The sequence below is a fragment of the Leifsonia sp. KNZ12-8B genome (assembly GCF_056755495.1).
Map to the genome: position 1 here is coordinate 24,023 of NZ_JBPGXM010000005.1, position 17,537 is coordinate 41,559.

The following is a 17,537-nucleotide window of genomic DNA, read 5'->3' on the forward strand; positions in this document are numbered from 1 at the left end:
TGAGACCATCTGAAGCGGACGACTCATGAGTTACCGGGTCATGACCGAATCCACCCAAGGCGGCTACAGCAGCGCAGCGACCCCCGTGGCCACGCTGTAGATCGCGAGCCCGGCCAGCGCTCCGACGACCGTGCCGTTGATGCGGATGAACTGGAGGTCGCGCCCGACCTGCGTCTCGATCTTGTCGGTGGTCTCGGCCGCGTCCCAGCCCTGCACGGTCTCGCTGATGACGTGCGCGATGTCGCTGCGGTAGGTCGACACCAGGTGCAGGGCGGCGCCGGAGAGCCGGGCGTTCAGGGAGGCGCGCAGCTCCGCGTCGTCGAGGATGCGCCGGGCGGCGTCCGCGACGAACGCCTGCGCGCGGAGCCGCAGCTCGCCGTCCTCGTCATTCAGCGCCTCCACCGCCGCCGTGCGGGCCGCGGTCCAGGCGGACGCGGCGAGCTCGCGGATGCGCGGGTCGTCGAAGGCGCGCGCCTTCGCCCCCTCGAGCCGTTCGATGGTCGCCTCGTCGTGCTGCAGGCGGTCGGTCAGCTGGCCCAGATACGCGTCGAGGGAGCGGCGGAGGCGGTGCTCCGAATCCTCCCGCACGTCCCGCACGAAGCGGCGCGCCTCGGAGTGCAGCCGTTCGTCCACCAGCCGGTCGACGAACGACGGCAGCCACGACGGCAGGCGCCGCGAGACCACGGAGGCGAACGCCTCCGGATTCGCGGCCAGCCACTCGTCGAGGCGGTCGAGGAGCAGGTCCACCGCCTCCCGGTGGCCGCCCGACTCCAGCACGCGCTCGCCGAGCCGGCCGAGCGGCGGGCCCCACAGCGGCGCGACGAGGTGCGTGCGGACCACCGCCTCCACGGCATCCCGCATCCGCTCGTCGTCGAGGAGGCCGGCGAGACCTGTGAGCCCGCGCGACGCCTCCGCCACGACCCGGCGCGCGTTCACCGGCTCCTCCAGCCAGCCGGCGGCGGCGCCGGCGAGGTCGATCGAGCCGAGCTTGCGCGCCACGACGTCGTCGGAGAGGAAGTTGGTCTCCACGAACTCGCCCAGCGCGGCGCCGATCTCGTCCTTGCGGGTCGGGATGATCGCGGTGTGGGGGATGCGGAGGCCGAGCGGATGCCGGAACAGCGCGGTGACGGCGAACCAGTCCGCGAGCGCGCCGACCATCGCCCCCTCCGCCGCGGCGCGCACGTAGCCGAGCCAGGCGAACCGGTCCTCGAGCGCGAACGACACGGTGAAAACGACCGCCGCGACGACGAGCAGGCTCGTCGCGAGGACCTTCATCCGGCGCAGGGCGCTGCGGCGCTCCGCGTCGCGGTCGGCGATGGTGGCGGTCACGCGACCAGGTGCAGCTCGCGGCTGGTGTTGTTGAGCCGGTGAGCGCCGTCGTGGTCGGCGACGACGATGTCCTCGATCCGCACGCCGAACCGGCCCGGCAGGTAGATGCCGGGCTCGATCGAGAACGTCATGCCGGCCTCGATGGACCGCTCCTCGCCCTCCACCAGGTACGGCGGCTCGTGCGTCGTGACGCCGATGCCGTGCCCGACGCGGTGGATGAAGTACTCGCCGTACCCGGCGTCGCGGATGACCGCGCGGGCGGTCCGGTCGATCTCCTGGCACGGCACGCCGACGGCGACCGCCTCGAAGGCCGCCTGCTGCGCCCGCTTCACCGTCTCGTACACCTCGTGCTCCTCGTCCGTCGGCTCCCCGACGTGCACAGTACGCGTGGTGTCCGAGCCGTAGCCCTCCAGGAGGCCGCCGAAGTCGAGGACGACCATGTCGCCCTCCTCGATCACCCGGTCGGCGGCGTCGTGGTGCGGGTCGGCGCCGTTGGGCCCGCTCGCGACGATCGTGAAGTCGACCTGCGCATGGCCGTGCTCGCGGAGCAGCCGGTCGAGTTCGCCGGCGATCTCCCGCTCCCGGCGCCCGGAGAACCGGACGCCGAGGATGTCCTCGAAAGCCGCGTCGGCGGCGGCGCCCGCGGCGGCCAGCCGGTCGACCTCGTCGGGCGTCTTCACCGCCCGCAGCAGCGGGAGCGCGTGCGAGATGGCCTCGAACCGGGCGTGCGGGAGGCGCTGCTGCAGCCCGAGGAGGTGCATCGACCACAGCGCGTCCGACAGGGCGTACCTGCCGTCGGGCTTCAGCAGGGCGGCCGCCGGCACGTACTCGTCCTCGCCGTCGCGCCAATCCACCAGGCGGATGGCGGAGGAGGCGCGGGTGCCGGCGGCGCTCTCGCGCTCCAGCGCGGGGACGAGCATGGCGGGCTCGCCGCCCGCGGGGACGACCAGCAGCGTGATCCGCTCGGTGGTCGCCACCGGCAGGTAGTCGGCGAAGTAGGCGAGGTCCGGTCCCGGGGCGATGAGCAGACCGTCGTACCCCGCGGCGCGGGCCTGCTCGGCGCCGCGCGCCAGCCGGTCCGTGAAGTGCCGTGCGGTGAGCTGCTGCATGCGTGCCTCCCTTGATCGGCCGCCGGGCGGCGGCGCCTCGCTCAGTCGGGGATCGGGCCCAGCCAGGCGTTCGCGACGGTGCTGTGGGCCGACTCGGCGTCGGACGGGTGGAAGAGCCCGGCGAGCACGTCGCGGTAGAGCCTCCCGAGCTCGCTGCCCGAGAAGAAGGTGGAGCCTCCCGAGACCCGCACGGCGTGGTCGACCACGCGCCGGGCGGTCTCGGTCGCGCGGATCTTGAGGCCGACGAGCGCGGGGAACCAGAAGGCTCCGCGGTCGACCAGGGCGTCGACGTCGCCGGCGATCGCGTCGAGCTGGGGGAGCAGCGCGTCCTGCTCGATCGCGGCGTCGGCGACCCGCCAGCGGATGTCGGGGTCGGCCGAGTAGGGGCGGCCGTCGTTCTTGAGGCTGGTGCGGCGGTGGGCGGCGGCGACCGCCAGCTCGAGCGCGCGGGCGCCGATGCCGGTGTAGACCGCGGCGAGCAGGGTCTCGAAGGCCGCGAAGATCGCGAAGACCAGCGGGTCGGGATTGGGACCGGGGTCCAGCCGGGCGACGATCCGGTCGGCCGGGGAGACGGCGCCGTCGAGCACGGTCGTGTTGCTCTGCGTGGCGCGCATCCCGAGCGTGTCCCAGTCCTCCCTGATCTCGAAGCCGCCGCCGGCGCGGTCGATGAACCCGTAGACGATCTTGGGGGCGTCCGGGCCGGTGGAGTCGAGGCCCATGGTGCCGAGCCTGGTCCACGCAGGGGAGAGGGAGGTGAAGATCTTGCGGCCGTGGAAGCTGTACGAGCCGTCGGGGCGCGGCCTGGCCTCCGTCGTCGAGCCGAACAGGACCAGGTCGTTGCCGGCCTCGCTCAGCCCGAAGGCGAACACCTCGCCCTGGCCGGCCTCTCGCAGCAGGAAGTCGAGCGCGTGATGGCCGCGGTCGCGCAGGATCTTCGCCACGCCCGTCCACACGAGGTGCATGTTGACGGCGAGCGCGGTCGCGGGCGCCGCACCCGCGAGGCGGACCTGGAGCCGCGCGGTCTGCTGGAGGCTGAGGCCCAGGCCGCCGAACTCTTCCGGGACCAGCGCCTTCAGGTATCCGGCGTCCGCCAGCTCGGCGAAGTCTTCGGTGAAGAAGCGGTTCTCGGCGTCGTACCCGGCGGCGCGGGAGCGGAACCGCTCCAGCCGGTCGTCGGGGAGGAGGCGCTCGTGCAGCAGGTCGTGCTCGGTCACGCCCCTCAGCCTAGGGGAGCGCGACCGGGCACGGCAGTGGTCGGCGACCGCCTTACTGGGCGGTGTACGCCTTACTGGGCGGTGTAGCCGCCGTCGACGAGGTGGTAGCTGCCGGTGATGAAGCTCGCGGCGTCGGAGGCGAGGAACGCGACCAGGGCGGCGACCTCCTCCGGCTCGCCCAGGCGGCCGAGTGCGTGCTTGCCCTCGAGGAACGCCAGCGCGTCCTTGTCCATCGACGCCTCGACGAGCGGGGTGCGGATGAAGCCGGGGCCCACCGCGGTGACGCGCACCTTGCGGTCCGCGTATTCCAGGGCGGCGTTCTGGGTGAGGCCGAGCAGCGCGTGCTTGGCGGTCACGTAGGCCGACGAGTTCGCGAACCCGACGCTGCCGAGGATGGAGGCCATGTTGACGATGGCGCCTCCGCCGTTCTCGGCGATGGCGGCCAGCTGCGCCTGCATCCCGTAGAACACCGCGTTGAGGTTGACCTCGATGACCTTCCGCCACCCGTCGAGCGGGTAATCGCCGACCGGGGCGGCCGGACCGCCGATGCCGGCGTTGTTGACCGCGATGCGCACGGGCGCCAGCTCGTTCGCCGCGGCGATGCTCGCCGTAGCGAAGGCCGGGTCGGTCACGTCGCCGGCGAGCGCGCGGGCCGTGCCGCCCGCCGCCTCGATCTCGGCCACGACGGCCTGCGCATTCTCCTCGTTCAGGTCGGTCACGAGGACCGCCGCGCCGCTCGCCGCGAGCGTGAGCGCGACGGCGCGTCCGATGCCCGAGCCGCCTCCGGTCACGATCGCGGACCGATCGGCGACGTCGTATTGAGCCATGGACTTCTCCTTCCAGTTATCCGACATCTGTCGGATAAGTACATTGTACGATCATTTCGTGGACGCCAGGCAGGAGAAGTCGACCGCTCGATTGAGAGCGGCGATCCTCGAGCTCGCGACCGCCGGACCCGTCAGCGCCGTCACGGTGTCGCGGCTGGCGGCGATCGCAGGCGTCCATCGCTCCACGGTGTACACCTACGCGTCGTCGCCGGTCGAGCTGCTCGAAGACGTTCTGCGGTCCGACCTCGACACGCTCCGCGCCTCCTACCTCACCGATGTGGCGCCCGCCGACGCCGCCGCGGCGATCACCGGCGTCACCCGCGCGGTGCTGGAGCACGTGGACCGGTACGACGTGATCTACCGTCGCGGCCTCGGCCCCGACAGCGGCTCGGCGAGCCTGCACGCGATGCTCAGCGAGCACTTCCAGGGCTCGATCGAGCTGCTCCTCGACCAGCACAGCGTCGCGGTGCCGGCCGACGACGACACCGAGCGCCGCGCCGTGGCGCGCTACATCGCCGACGGCACGATCGGCGCGATCGACGTGTGGCTCAGCCGTCCGCGACCGCGTGACGTGGCGGCGTTCCTCGCCCTGGTGGGCCGCGTCGCCCCGACCTGGTGGCCGGCCACCGTATGATCGCGCGGCTGCGGGAGTTGTGGCGGAGGCTCTGGCGCCGGCCGCCGCTCCTCCACGTCGCGAGCGATGTCGGCACGGGGCCGGTGGTCGTGCTCGTCCACGGCATCGCCTCGTCGTCGCTCACCTTCAAGAACGTGGTGCCGCTCCTGGAGGGCGACCACCGGGTGATCTCGATCGACATCCTCGGCTTCGGCCGGTCCCCGGCGCCCGCCGACGCGACGTACACGATCGAGGAGCACGTCGCCGCCCTCCGCCGCACCCTGCGGTCGCTGCGGCTGCGGCAGCCGTTCGTGCTCGTCGGCCACTCGCTCGGCAGCCTCATCGTCGCGCGGTACGCGGCCGAGAACCCGGGCGCCCTCAGCAGGCTCGTGCTGGTGAGCCCGCCCGTGTACGAGACGCCGACCGACATCGGCGACCGCCGGGTGCGCACCAGGGTCAGCGCGTACCTCCGGGCGTACGAGTACCTGCGCACCAATAAGGACTTCACCCTCGCCAACGCGGCCGTGGTCGCCCGGCTGATGCCGATCAAGGGCGTGTTCGACCTGACCGAGAGCAACTGGCGCCCCTTCGTGCTCTCGCTCGAGAACAGCATCGAGCGGCAGACGGTGGTCAGCGATGTCGCCCGCGTGCGGGTCCCGGTGCAGGTCGTGTACGGCGCGCAGGACGCCTTCATCGCCCCGGGCAGCCTCGCCGTGATCGAGGCGATGCGGCACGTGACGATGCACCGGGTGGAGGCCGCCGACCACATCATCCGCAAGCGCGTCGCCCGCGTGGTGGCCGCGGCCTGCCGGACCTGACGGGTGCGGCGCCACCGGGCGCGACGCCACGGCGGGCCTACGCTGGGGGCATGGAACAGCGGATCCTCGGAGGGACCGGGCGCGACGTCTCGGTCGTCGGCCTCGGCACCTGGCAGCTCGGCGCGGACTGGGGCGACGTCACGGAGGACGCCGCGCTCGACGTGCTGCAGGCGGCCGTCGAATCGGGCGTCACCTTCTTCGACACCGCCGACGTATACGGCGACGGACGCAGCGAGCAGCTGATCGGCCGGTACGTCACCGAGCATCCCGAGGTCCCGCTGACGGTCGCCACCAAGATGGGGCGGCGCGAGGCCCAGGACCCCGACAACTTCACGCTCGCGAAGTTCCGGGAGTGGACCGACCGCTCCCGCCGCAACCTGGGCGTCGACACCCTCCACCTGGTCCAGTTGCACTGCCCGCCGACTCCGGTCTTCAGCACCGAGGCGGTGTACGACGCCCTCGACACGCTCGTCGCCGACGGCGCGATCGCGAACTACGGGGTGAGCGTCGAGACGACGGCGGAGGCGCTCGCCGCGATCGCGCACCCGTGCACGGCGACGGTGCAGATCATCCTGAACGCGTTCCGGCTGAAGCCGCTCGACGAGGTGCTGCCGGCGGCGAAGGAGGCCGGGGTCGGCATCATCGCACGCGTCCCGCTCGCGTCGGGGCTGCTGAGCGGCCGCTACACCGAGCAGACGGCGTTCGCTCCCGACGACCACCGGAACTACAACCGTCACGGCGAGGCGTTCGACGTGGGCGAGACCTTCTCGGGCGTCGACTACGAGCAGGGCGTGGAGGCCGCCCGGGAGTTCGCCGCCCTCGTGCCGGAGGGTGTCACGCCCGCGCAGGCGGCGCTCGCCTGGGTGATCGCGCAGGACGGCGTCACCACCGTCATCCCCGGCGCCCGCACCCCGGAGCAGGCCCGCGCCAACGCGGCCGCCGCCTCCGTCACGCTCCCGGTCGACTTCGACGCAGCCGTCCACGACCTCTACGACCGCCGCTTCCGCGCCGCGGTCCACCCCCGCTGGTAGCCCCTCCGTAGCCGAGCCCCTCACTGCGCTCTCGCGCGGAGGAGGTGCCGGATGCGGGACGTGAGCTCGGCCGGTGCGGCCAGGTCGTCGGCGGTGACGCGCACCATCCGCCAGCCGAGGTCCTCCACGCGTTCGCGTCGTGCGATGTCCCGGCGCCAGATCCGCTGATCGCTGCGGTGGATGTCGCCCTCGTACTCCAGGGCGAGGCGCGCTCTCGGGTAGGCCAGATCCACCCGCGCGACGAAGCGGCCGTCGGCGTCCTCCAGGTCGAGGTTGACGGACGGCTCCGGCAGGCCTTCGTCGGCCAGCAGCAGCCGCAGGCGCGTCTCGCCCGGCGACTCGGCACCCCGGCGGATGCGCCCGACCGCGAGGCGCGCACGGGCGATCCCGCGTCGACCGGACGACGACCCCACATGGCGGGCGATCCGGACGACGTCGGTCAGCGGTTCGGGACCGGAGACGAGGTAGTCGCCGACCGACACCAGGGCCGCGGGGCCGAGCATCTGCGCGAGGTCGAGCCAGGTCTGCTCCGGGGTGGTCACGGGCAGCCCGTCGACCGAGCCGGTCTGCCAGGCGGACAGCTTGTGTCCGACGAATCCCGGCACGGTCGGTGAGCGGCCGGCGCCAGGGACGCTCACATGGATCTCATCGCCGACCGAGCGGGGGAGCGGAGCTCCGTACAGCCGAGCGGCGGTCGTGTGGCTGAATGCGAAGTCATGCCCGCGGTGGAGGGCGAAGGCGTGGCAGCGCGAGCGCAGCCCGTCCTCATCCCGCGGGATCCGGATGCCCTTGATCGGTGCGATGAGGTCTTCGCTGCGGAGCCGCCGGCTCGAGACGCCCCGGGCGCGAGCGGAGGACGTGCGGAACGGGGCGGAGCGGAGCTCCACCGGGAGGGCTGCAGATCGTCGTGCCATGGGAACACCCTGCACGCCCGCGCAAACCGCCCGGAGAGTTATCCACACCCACCAGCGCCGAGCCCAGCGCTGCGCCGATGAGCTGCCCGGTGCCGACCCAGCCGTACGCCTCGGCCGTGTCCGAGAACTTCACGCTCGCCGAGACGATCGCGAACAGCACCGCCAGCGCCGGCGCGATGCCGACGCCCGCGATGAGCAGCGTCAGCGACAGCCCCCACCACGACCACAGCATGAAGGTGGAGATCACGACGCCGACGGTCACGATCAGCATGCGGCGCGCAGTTGCCCACGGGCCGATCGGCACGTGCCCGATGGCCAGGCCGCCGACCAGCGAGCCGATCGACCAGATGGCGAGCACGATGCCCGAGAACGGGGAGCCCTCGCCGAAGTTCGCGACGACCCCGGCCTCCACGGCGGCGCACGAGCCGATGAGCAGGAATCCGACGACCGTCGCCAGCAGCACCGGCGGCCGGGCGAGCACGACGCCGAACCGGCGCTTCGACCGCGGGATGCGGACCCGGCCGACCTCGGGCGAGGCGATGAACCACGCGCCGCCCGCGAGCATGATCGCCACGGCCATCAGGATGCCCTCGACCGTGCCGATCTGGGTCGACACGAACGTGATCACGACCGGCCCGGCGATCCAGATGATCTCCTGCGCGGAGGCGTCGAGCGAGAAGAGCGGGGTGAGCTGACGCGAGTTCACCATCTTGGGGTAGATCGTGCGCACGGCCGGCTGGATGGGCGGCATGCTCAGGCCGGCGAGGAACGCCACCGCCATCGTCACAGGGACCGGCATGACGAGCACGCCGATCACCGCGACCGCAGCCGAGCACGCGATCAGTGTCGTCCACAGCACGACGCGCATCCCGAGCACGCCCATGAGCCTGCTCGTCATCGGGCCGGCGATGGCCTGCCCGATGCTCATCGCGGCGAGCACAAGGCCGGCCGCGCCGTAGCTGTGGTGGATGCGCTCGATGTGGAGCAGGAACGCCAGCGACAGCATCCCGAACGGGAACCTCGCCGTCAGCTGGGCGGCGATGATGCGCGCGACGCCCGGCGTCTTGAGGAGGCTCGAATAACTGCTCACGACATGCCACTCTATCGGGCGCACCCGACGCTCCGGAGGCCGACGCGACGCCCGAAATGGGTGTGGAAATGTGCATAACTTTGTCCACACCTGTGGATGACACGCCCACTAGATGTGGGGGCATGGAAATGTCGGTGCCCCGCTATATAGTGGTCCCTGCCGCCGGACGCGGCACCGTCTGAGAGGGAGAGACATAGTGGCAATCACTGTCGTCAAGCGCAACGGAGAGCGTGAGCCGTACGACGCCAACAAGATCAACCTGGCCATCGAGCACGCGGCCAGGGGGCTCGACGAGAACATCACCTGGGTGACGCAGATCGCGAGCGAGCTGGAGCTCACGCTGTTCGACGGCATCACCACCCAGCAGCTCGACGAGGCCGTCATCCAGGTCGCCCTCCAGAACGTCAAGGACGACCCGGCGTTCGACACCGTGGCCGCGCGTCTGCTGCTCAAGACCATCTACAAGCGCGTGCTCGGCGACTACGCCAGCGAGGACGAGCTGGCCGGCCTCCACCGCGACCGCTTCCGCGCCTACATCGAGCGCGGCGTCGCCGAGACCCTCCTCGACGGCCGCTTCACCTCCGCGTTCGACCTCGACCGGCTCGCCGGCGCCCTCGAGCCGTCGCGCGACGAGCTGCTCAAGTACATCGGCGTCGTCACCCTCAACAACCGCTACGGCATCAAGGCGCGCAACGGCGACTCCCTCGAGGTGCCGCAGTACTTCTGGATGCGCATCGCGATGGGCCTGTCGCTCAACGAGGCCGACCCCACCAGCCACGCGCTCGCCTTCTACGAGAAGATGTCGAAGCTCGAGTACCTGGCCGCCGGCTCCACGCTGGTGAACGCCGGAACGGCCTACCCGCAGCTCTCCAACTGCTTCGTCATGGAGATGCAGGACGACATCGAGCACATCGCCAAGAGCGTCCGCGACGTGATGTGGCTCACCAAGGGCACCGGCGGCATCGGCCTCTCCGTCACCAAGCTGCGCGCCCAGGGCTCGCCCATCCGCTCCAACAACACCACCTCCACCGGCCCGATCCCGTTCATGCACACGATCGACTCGGTGCTGCGCGCGGTCAGCCGCGGCGGCAAGAAGTTCGGCGCCCTCTGCTTCTACATGGAGAACTGGCACATGGACTTCCCGGAGTTCCTGGACCTGCGCCAGAACTCGGGCGACCCGTACCGTCGCACCCGCACCGCCAACACGGCGGTGTGGATCAGCGACGAGTTCATGAAGCGCGTCCAGAACGACGAGGACTGGTACCTCTTCGACCCGCTGGAGGTCGCCGACCTCAACGAGCTGTACGGCAAGGCGTTCTCGGAGCGCTACGCCCACTACGTCGCCGAGGCCGAGGCCGGCAACCTGCGCATGTTCAAGAAGATCAGCGCGCGGGCCCAGTTCAAGGACATCCTGATGAGCCTCCAGACCACCAGCCACCCGTGGCTGACCTGGAAGGACACGATCAACAACCGCGCCCTGAACAACAACACCGGCACGATCCACCTGTCGAACCTCTGCACCGAGATCACGCTGCCGCAGGACCGTGACAACGTGTCTGTCTGCAACCTGGCCTCGATCAACCTCTCCCGCCACCTCGGCGTCGACGGGACGATGGACTGGGAGCGCCTGGAGGAGAGCGCCCGCCAGGCGGTCCGCCAGCTCGACAACCTCATCGACATCACGGTGTCGAGCGTTCCGGAGGCCGACTTCTCCAACCAGCAGAACCGCGCCATCGGCCTCGGCGTCATGGGCTTCACCGACCTGGTCGAGCGCCTCGGCCTCTCGTACGAGAGCGAGGAGGCGTACGCCCTGATCGACGAGATCATGGAGCACGTCTCGTACGCGGCCATCGACGAGAGCGCCGACCTTGCCCAGGAGCGCGGCGCGTACCCGAACTTCGAGGGTTCGCGCTGGTCGAAGGGCATGGTGCCCTACGACTCGATCGCGCTGACCGAGGCCGACCGCGGCACCCCGATCACCGTCGACCGCACGATCCGCCTCGACTGGGACCGCCTGCGCGAGAAGGTCAAGGGCGGCATGCGCAACGCGACGCTCATGGCGATCGCGCCCACGGCCTCCATCGGCCTCGTCGCCGGCACCACGCCCGGGTTCGACCCGCAGTTCTCGCAGATCTTCAGCCGCTCGACCTCGTCGGGCAAGTTCCTGGAGGTCAACCGCAACCTGGTCGCGGCGCTGCAGGAGCGCGGGCTGTGGGAGGAGACCCGCGAGTCGATCCTGCGCTCGCAGGGCGACATCCAGGGCATCGCCGCCATCCCGGACGAGATCAAGGCCGCCTTCAAGACGAGCTTCCAGCTCTCGCCGTACGCCTTCATCGAGGTCGCGGCGCGCGCCCAGAAGTGGATCGACCAGGCGATCAGCCGCAACATGTACCTCGAGACCCGCGACCTCGGCGACATGATGGACATCTACTCCGCGGCGTGGGAGAAGGGCGTCAAGACGACGTACTACCTCCACATGAAGCCGCGTCACCAGGCCGAGCAGTCGACCGTCAAGGTCAACAAGGCCGAGGAGATCGCCGGAGGCCGCAAGGGCTTCGCGACCGCCGGCGCCGCCGCTGCGCCGGCCGCCGCTCCCGCCGCCGCCCCGGCTCCCGCCGCTCCCGCACGCCGTGGCTTCGGCTTCGGCGGACTCACGCAGGCCGGGGGTGACAACTGATGAACAGCACCACGATCGAGGAGTACTACGTGCCGGTCGACCCGATGGACGACCTGCAGTGCGAGTCCTGCCAGTAACCAGAGCCGAGTAACGAGGAGAAGAGAAACACCATGGGCATCCTGGGAACGGGCATCGAAGAGGGCCTGCTGCTCAAGCCGGTGAAGTACCAGTGGGCGATGGACCTGTACGACCAGGCCGTCGCGAACACCTGGTTCCCGAACGAGATCCAGCTGGGCGAGGACATCGCCGACTTCAAGAAGATGACCGACGAGGAGCGTCACGCGGTCACCTTCCTGATGAGCTACTTCAACCCGAACGAGCTGCTGGTCAACAAGGCCCTCGCGTTCGGCGTGTACCCCTACATCAACGCGGCCGAGGCGCACCTCTACCTCGCCAAGCAGATGTGGGAGGAGGCGAACCACTGCATGTCGTTCGAGTACGTCCTCGAGACGTTCCCGATCGACCGCGAGCAGGCGTACAACTCCCACGTCGACGTGCCGTCGATGGCGCGCAAGGAGGAGTTCGAGGTCCGCTTCATCAAGCGGATGACCGAGCAGGCGCTCGACATCACGACGACAGAGGGCAAGCAGGACTTCATCCGCAACCTCGTCGCGTACAACGTGATCCTCGAGGGCATCTGGTTCTACTCGGGCTTCATGGTGGCGCTGTCGTTCCGCCAGCGGAACCTGCTGCGCAACTTCGGCTCGCTGATCGACTGGGTGGTGCGCGACGAGTCGCTGCACCTCAAGTTCGGCATCAACCTCATCCTCACCGTCCTGGAGGAGAACCCCGAGCTGCAGACGCCGGAGTTCGCCGCCGAGATCAAGCAGATGATCCTCGACGCCGTGGAGATGGAGGAGCAGTACAACCGCGACCTCCTGCCCGGCGGCATCCTGGGCCTGAACGCCAACTACATCAACCAGTACGTGCGGTACCTGGCCGACCGCCGCCTGGAGGAGCTGGGCTTCGAGGCCGAGTACAAGGTCTCCAACCCGGCCAAGTGGATGGCGACCGCCAACGACACGCTCGAGCTGGTGAACTTCTTCGAGTCCACCAACACCTCGTACGAGTCGAACGCGAAGGCGTCCACCGGCCGCTGAGGCACCGCGCAGCGTCCACGAGAGGGGCCCCGGCACACCGTGTCGGGGCCCCTCTCGCGTGCTGGGAGGATGGAGGCATGAGCTCTCCCGTCATCGACCCGGCCGAGCTGCGCGCCGCGCTCGCCTCCGGCCGGCCGCCCCGGCTGCTGGACGTGCGGTGGAGTCTCGGCGGCCCGCCCGGGCGGCCCGCGTTCGAGCGCGGCCACCTCCCGTCGGCCGTCTACGTGGACCTCGACACCGAGCTCGCCGGTCACGGCGCGCCGACCGACGGGCGCCACCCGCTGCCCGCGGAGGGTGACCTGCAGGACGCCGCCCGCCGCTGGGGGCTGCACGACGGGGACGCGGTCGTCGTCTACGACGACGTCTCCGGCACGTCCGCCGCGCGCGCCTGGTGGCTCCTGCGCCACGCGGGCGTCGCCGACGTGCGGGTGCTCGACGGCGGCCTCGCCGTCTGGGTGGCCGAGGGAGGCGCGCTCGAGGAGGGGCCCGCGCAGCCGGCGCCCGGCGACATCACCCTCCGGTACGGCGCCCTCCCCACGCTCGATGCGGATGCCGCCGCCGCACTCGCCGCACGCGGCGGCGTGCTGCTCGACGCGCGGGCCGCCGAGCGGTTCCGGGGTGAGGTCGAGCCCGTCGATCCGCGCGCGGGCCACATCCCCGGCGCGGTCAGCGCTCCCACGACGGCGAACCTCGGCCCCGACGGGAGACTGCTGCCGCGGGCCGGTCTCGCGGCCCGCTTCGCCGCGCTGGGCGTGCGTCCCGGCGTCGAGACGGGCGTCTACTGCGGTTCGGGCGTCACCGCCGCGCACGAGGCACTGGCGATGGTGTCGGCCGGCCTGCCGATGCCGGCGCTGTATCCCGGCTCGTTCTCGGCCTGGTCGAACGATCCCGCCCGGCCGGTGGCCGCGGGGGAGTGAGCGCGGGGGAGTCAGGGCGGCCGGCCCCGTCATACGCCGCAACAGCCGACCGGGCACCCAGCTGGGTTGTCTATCGTTCCTCCATGACCACGATCGACGCGCTCCCCGTCCCGACCCCCGGCGTCCTGCCGGAGGTCGAGGTGTGCGACTCGGTCGCGGCGCTCATCGGCAACACCCCGCTGGTGGAGCTGCACTCGCTCACCCGCGGCCTCGACGCGCGCATCCTGGTGAAGCTGGAGGGGCGCAACCCGGGCGGATCGTCGAAGGACCGGATCGCGCTCAACATGATCCGCACCGCGGAGGCCGCGGGCGTGCTCGCGCCCGGCGCCACCATCGTGGAGGCCACCAGCGGCAACACCGGCATCGGCCTGGCCCTGATCGGCCGGCTGACCGGGCATCCCGTCGTCATCGTGCACAGCGCCGACATCTCGGCCGAGAAGCGGGCCGTGCTCGCCGCCTACGGCGCCCGCCTGGTCGAGGCCGACTGGGAGGCGGCGCCCGACGACCCGGCGAACCCGCGCGCCGTCGCCGACCGCATCGCCGCCGAGACCCCTGGCGCGTGGCGGCCCGCGCAGTTCGCGAACACGGCGAACCCCGACGCGCACTACCGCGGCACCGGCCCGGAGATCTGGCGGCAGACCGGCGGCCGGGTGACGCACTTCGTCGCGTCCATCGGCACAGGAGGGACCGTCAGCGGAACCGGCCGCTTCCTCAAGGAGGCGACGGGCGGCGCGGTGCGCGTCGTCGGCGCGAACCCGGTCGGCTCCACCTACGGCGGCGGCCCGGCCGGGCGCATCCTCGTGGACGGTGTCGGGACCGCCTGGCCGCGGGACCACTGGCCCGAGACGTTCGACCACGCCGTCGTGGACGCCGTCCACACGATCGAGGACGCCGAGGTCTACCGCACCGTGCGCCGGCTGGCGAGCGAGGAGGCGCTGCTGCTCGGCCCGTCCTCCGGGCTCGCCGTCGCGACCGCGCTGCGGGTCGCGCAGGACGCCGCTCCCGGGTCGCTCATCGTCGCCGTGGCGCCCGACGGTGGTATCAACTATCTGACGAAGGCGTTCGCCCCCGAGTGGCTGGCGGCCGCGGGACTCGACTCCGACTGACGCGAAGGGCATTCATGGCACTCCTCCACTTCGGCTGGTTCCTGGGCGCCGGCTTCGGCGTGCAGGGCTGGGGCGACCCGACCTACGGCATCGGCTACGACTGGCGGCAGCCTCCGGTGTACCAGGATGCTGCGCGCACCTTCGAGGCGAACGGCTTCGACCTGTTCATCATCGAGGACGGCGTCACCGTGCCCGACACCTACGGCGGCACCGCGGAGGTCAACCTGGCCGCCGCCCGGTTCGTGCCCAAGCACGACCCGCTGCCGCTCGTGCCGTACCTGCTCGGCGCCACCAGCCGGCTCGGCGTCGTGCCGACCCTGAGCGCGAGCTTCTACGAGCCGTTCACCGCGGCGCGGCTGCTGAGCACCCTCCAGCACTTCGCCCACGGCCGCCTCGGCTTCAACGTCGTCACCAGCGGCTCCGACCTGGCCGCGCAGAACTACGGGCTCGACAAGCAGGTGGAGCACGACCTCCGTTACGACCGTGCTGACGAGTGGGTGGAGGTCGTGCGCAAGCTGTGGCGGTCGTGGGAGCCCGACGCGATCCTCGAGGATGTCGAGAACGGCGTCTACGCCGACTACCGCAAGGTGCACACCATCGATCACGAGGGCCGGTTCTTCCGCGTCCGCGGCCCGCTCAACACGGCACCGGCGCCCGAGGACCCGGTGATGGTGCAGGCCGGCGCGTCCGGCCGGGGCCGGGACTTCGCGGGCAAGAACTCCGAGGTCGTGCTGGCCCTGGCCTCCACACCCGAGCGGATGCGCGAGTACCGCGACAGCATCCGGGAGGTCGCGGTCGAGAACGGCCGCCCCGCCGACAGCCTGAAGGTGCTGTTCGTCGTGCAGCCGATCGTCACCGCGAACGCGGAGGAGACGGCGACCGTCACGCTCGCGCGCTCGGAGCTGACCCAGGCGGCGATCGACGAGCAGCTGCAGTCGATCTCGTACCTGACCGGGGTCGACTTCAAGACGTTCGATCTCGACGCGCCGCTGCCCGAGCTCACGACGAACAGCAACCAGGGCACGCTCGACAACTTCGTGCGGTCGGCGCCGGAGGGCTCGACCCTGCGCGAGATCCTCGCCACGCGGGCGAAGAAGGACGGTCTCGCGATCATCGGCACCGCCGACGAGGTCGCCGACCGGCTCGGCGAGCTGGGGGAGGCTGTCGGCGGCGACGGCTTCCTGTTCACCGGCCAGGTGCACCCGGCGAACGTGCACCGCACGCTCGACCGGCTGGTCCTGGCGCTGCGCCGCCGCGGGCTCATCCGGACCGAGCTCGGAGACGGCGGCCTGCGGCAGAACCTGCTGGACTTCTGATGGCGGTCCGCTTCGGCGCCGCGGCTCCGACGCCCGCGGACATCGCGGCGATCGCCGACGGCGAGCGGGTGGAGCTGACCGCGGAGGCGCTGGAGGCGCTGGCCGCCTCGCGCGCGATCGTCGACCGGGCGATCGCGTCCGGTGAGCCGGTGTACGGGCTCAACCGCCGGCTCGGCGCCGGCCGCGACGACGCCGTCGACCCGGCCGAGTTCGCCGAGTTCCAGCGCCGCACGATCGCGAACCACCGCGGCGGCGTTGGCGACCCGCTGCCGGTCCGCGAGGCTCGGGCCGTGGTCGCGGCCAGGCTGGCGGGCTTCACACGGGGTGGCGCGGGGGTGCGGCCGGAGCTGGCGGAGGCGTACGCGGCGCTGCTCAACGCCGGTGTCACTCCACTCATCCCCTCTCGGGGCTCGGTCGGCGCGGCGGACCTCACGGTGCTCGCGGAGGTCGCGGCGGTCGTGACCGGCGAGGGCCTCGTCATCGGGGCCGACGGCGGCGAGGTGCCCGCGGCCGACGCGCTCGCCGCCGCGGGACTCGGCCCGCTCGCGCTGGCGCCGCACGAGGCGCTGGCCGCGCTCAGCTCCAACGCCTACGCCATCGGCGTCGGCGCGCTCGCGCTTCGCGAGGCCGCCGCGGTGGCTGAGGCCGCGGACCGTGCCGTGGCGCTCTCCCTGGAGGCGGTGGCGGCCACCAGTCCGGCCGGCAACCCCAGCCCGTACGGCGAGGTCGTCACCGAGGCGCGGGGCGGATCCGGCCAGCGTGCGTCGGCCGCCGCCATCCGGGAGGCGCTCGCGGGCGGCGCGGTGACGGCCGCAGGCCGGGCGGTGACCGTGCAGGACCCGCTGGCGTTCCGCACGGCGCCGCAGCTGCACGGCGCGCTGCGGGAGGCGGTCGACCGGCTCCGCGCGGAGCTGGGGCTGGAGCTCGCGGCGCGCGCGGAGAATCCGGTCGTCGACGTCGCCTCCGGAGCGATGGTCTCGGGAGGCAACTTCCAGGCGGTTCCGCTCGCTCTCGCCTTCGAGGGCCTGCGGCTCGCACTCGCCCACGTCGCGAGCGCGTCGGAGCGGCGGTCCGCCGCCCTCTCGCTGGCGCTCGCGCCGGCGCGGGCCGCCGGGCGCACGACCGTGCCGGGGCTGCTGCTGTACTCGGCGGCCGCCGACGCGGCCGAGCTCAAGCAGCTGGCGGTTCCGGTGACGCTCGGCAGCACGACGCTGTCCGGTGTCGAGGATCACGCCTCGCTCGCGGCGCCCGCTCTCCGGCTCGCGCAGCGATCGCTCGCGCTCACCCGCGAGGTGCTCGCGATCGAGGCGCTGCATGCGGTCGACCTGCTCGGCACGGCGGAGGCGGAGGCGGCCGGATCCGGCACGGGCCCGCTCGCCGCGGCCATCCGCGTGTCCGCCAACACGCGGACACCGGCCGGTCGGCTGGTGTCCGACGTCGGCCGGCTGCTGGGCTAGGGTCGCCTCGGACCGGCAC

15 protein-coding genes are annotated in these 17,537 nt (G+C 71.8%); 9 read left to right on the forward strand and 6 right to left on the reverse strand.

What is annotated here, in order from left to right; translation table 11 throughout:
* Positions 1-63: 63 nt before the first annotated feature.
* The 4 genes from ACR9ZG_RS01420 to ACR9ZG_RS01435 all read right to left on the reverse strand — a co-directional run bounded on the left by ACR9ZG_RS01420 (position 64) and on the right by ACR9ZG_RS01435 (position 4,479).
* Complete coding sequence (locus ACR9ZG_RS01420; RefSeq protein ID WP_481283035.1) at positions 64-1,329, reverse strand: DUF445 domain-containing protein; 1,266 nt, start codon at positions 1,327-1,329, stop codon at positions 64-66.
* Positions 1,326-2,438 carry a M24 family metallopeptidase gene (locus tag ACR9ZG_RS01425; protein ID WP_481283036.1) on the reverse strand — a complete coding sequence of 371 codons (1,113 nt, stop codon included), beginning with the start codon at positions 2,436-2,438 and terminating at the stop codon, positions 1,326-1,328. Before ACR9ZG_RS01425 ends, ACR9ZG_RS01420 begins: the two co-directional genes overlap by 4 nt.
* A gap of 41 nt (positions 2,439-2,479) precedes the next feature.
* Positions 2,480-3,652: an acyl-CoA dehydrogenase family protein gene (locus ACR9ZG_RS01430; RefSeq protein WP_481283037.1), complete on the reverse strand. Its 1,173-nt coding sequence runs from the start codon at positions 3,650-3,652 to the stop codon at positions 2,480-2,482.
* A gap of 71 nt (positions 3,653-3,723) precedes the next feature.
* Positions 3,724-4,479 carry an SDR family NAD(P)-dependent oxidoreductase gene (locus tag ACR9ZG_RS01435; protein WP_481283038.1) on the reverse strand — a complete coding sequence of 252 codons (756 nt, stop codon included), beginning with the start codon at positions 4,477-4,479 and terminating at the stop codon, positions 3,724-3,726.
* A gap of 58 nt (positions 4,480-4,537) precedes the next feature.
* Here ACR9ZG_RS01435 and ACR9ZG_RS01440 point away from each other — a divergent pair, with 58 nt between their 5' ends.
* The 3 genes from ACR9ZG_RS01440 to ACR9ZG_RS01450 are packed head-to-tail and all read left to right on the forward strand — an operon-like array spanning position 4,538 to position 6,941.
* Positions 4,538-5,113, forward strand: a complete 576-nt coding sequence (locus ACR9ZG_RS01440) for a TetR/AcrR family transcriptional regulator (RefSeq protein WP_481283039.1) — start codon at positions 4,538-4,540, stop codon at positions 5,111-5,113.
* Positions 5,095-5,910 (forward strand): alpha/beta fold hydrolase, encoded by an 816-nt coding sequence (locus ACR9ZG_RS01445; protein WP_481283040.1) that lies wholly within the window; start codon positions 5,095-5,097, stop codon positions 5,908-5,910. Before ACR9ZG_RS01440 ends, ACR9ZG_RS01445 begins: the two co-directional genes overlap by 19 nt.
* 50 nt (positions 5,911-5,960) lie before the next feature.
* A complete protein-coding gene (locus tag ACR9ZG_RS01450) occupies positions 5,961-6,941 on the forward strand; it encodes an aldo/keto reductase (protein ID WP_481283041.1) in 981 nt (326 codons plus the stop codon).
* A 20-nt stretch (positions 6,942-6,961) separates the two neighbouring features.
* Here ACR9ZG_RS01450 and ACR9ZG_RS01455 read toward each other — a convergent pair whose 3' ends face one another.
* Complete coding sequence (locus tag ACR9ZG_RS01455) at positions 6,962-7,579, reverse strand: endonuclease domain-containing protein (RefSeq protein WP_481283042.1); 618 nt, start codon at positions 7,577-7,579, stop codon at positions 6,962-6,964.
* Positions 7,580-7,706: 127 nt separating this feature from the next.
* On the reverse strand, positions 7,707-8,945 hold the full coding sequence (locus tag ACR9ZG_RS01460) for an MFS transporter (protein ID WP_481283043.1): 1,239 nt from the start codon (positions 8,943-8,945) through the stop codon (positions 7,707-7,709).
* A 196-nt stretch (positions 8,946-9,141) separates the two neighbouring features.
* On the opposite strand from ACR9ZG_RS01460, the gene ACR9ZG_RS01465 reads away from it, so the two are divergent.
* The 6 genes from ACR9ZG_RS01465 to ACR9ZG_RS01490 all read left to right on the forward strand — a co-directional run bounded on the left by ACR9ZG_RS01465 (position 9,142) and on the right by ACR9ZG_RS01490 (position 17,518).
* Complete coding sequence (locus ACR9ZG_RS01465) at positions 9,142-11,622, forward strand: ribonucleoside-diphosphate reductase subunit alpha (RefSeq protein ID WP_481283044.1); 2,481 nt, start codon at positions 9,142-9,144, stop codon at positions 11,620-11,622.
* A gap of 110 nt (positions 11,623-11,732) precedes the next feature.
* A complete protein-coding gene (locus ACR9ZG_RS01470; protein WP_481283045.1) occupies positions 11,733-12,722 on the forward strand; it encodes a ribonucleotide-diphosphate reductase subunit beta in 990 nt (329 codons plus the stop codon).
* A gap of 77 nt (positions 12,723-12,799) precedes the next feature.
* Positions 12,800-13,639 (forward strand): sulfurtransferase, encoded by an 840-nt coding sequence (locus ACR9ZG_RS01475; protein ID WP_481283046.1) that lies wholly within the window; start codon positions 12,800-12,802, stop codon positions 13,637-13,639.
* An 83-nt stretch (positions 13,640-13,722) separates the two neighbouring features.
* Entirely contained in the window at positions 13,723-14,745 is a 1,023-nt protein-coding gene (locus ACR9ZG_RS01480; protein WP_481283047.1) for a PLP-dependent cysteine synthase family protein, read from the forward strand.
* A 14-nt stretch (positions 14,746-14,759) separates the two neighbouring features.
* Positions 14,760-16,061 carry an NtaA/DmoA family FMN-dependent monooxygenase gene (locus tag ACR9ZG_RS01485; protein ID WP_481283048.1) on the forward strand — a complete coding sequence of 434 codons (1,302 nt, stop codon included), beginning with the start codon at positions 14,760-14,762 and terminating at the stop codon, positions 16,059-16,061.
* Positions 16,061-17,518, forward strand: coding sequence for an aromatic amino acid lyase (locus ACR9ZG_RS01490; RefSeq protein WP_481283049.1), 1,458 nt, complete (start codon positions 16,061-16,063; stop codon positions 17,516-17,518). The genes ACR9ZG_RS01485 and ACR9ZG_RS01490 overlap by 1 nt, the downstream gene beginning before the upstream one ends.
* Positions 17,519-17,537: the final 19 nt, after the last annotated feature.

Coding starts and splice junctions, on each gene's coding strand:
- ACR9ZG_RS01470 (WP_481283045.1), top strand. CDS start 11,733: ATGGGCATCCTGGGAACGGGCATCGAAGAGGGCCTGCTGCTCAAGCCG.
- ACR9ZG_RS01450 (WP_481283041.1), top strand. CDS start 5,961: ATGGAACAGCGGATCCTCGGAGGGACCGGGCGCGACGTCTCGGTCGTC.
- ACR9ZG_RS01485 (WP_481283048.1), top strand. CDS start 14,760: ATGGCACTCCTCCACTTCGGCTGGTTCCTGGGCGCCGGCTTCGGCGTG.
- ACR9ZG_RS01435 (WP_481283038.1), bottom strand. CDS start 4,479: ATGGCTCAATACGACGTCGCCGATCGGTCCGCGATCGTGACCGGAGGC.
- ACR9ZG_RS01490 (WP_481283049.1), top strand. CDS start 16,061: ATGGCGGTCCGCTTCGGCGCCGCGGCTCCGACGCCCGCGGACATCGCG.
- ACR9ZG_RS01425 (WP_481283036.1), bottom strand. CDS start 2,438: ATGCAGCAGCTCACCGCACGGCACTTCACGGACCGGCTGGCGCGCGGC.
- ACR9ZG_RS01475 (WP_481283046.1), top strand. CDS start 12,800: ATGAGCTCTCCCGTCATCGACCCGGCCGAGCTGCGCGCCGCGCTCGCC.
- ACR9ZG_RS01480 (WP_481283047.1), top strand. CDS start 13,723: ATGACCACGATCGACGCGCTCCCCGTCCCGACCCCCGGCGTCCTGCCG.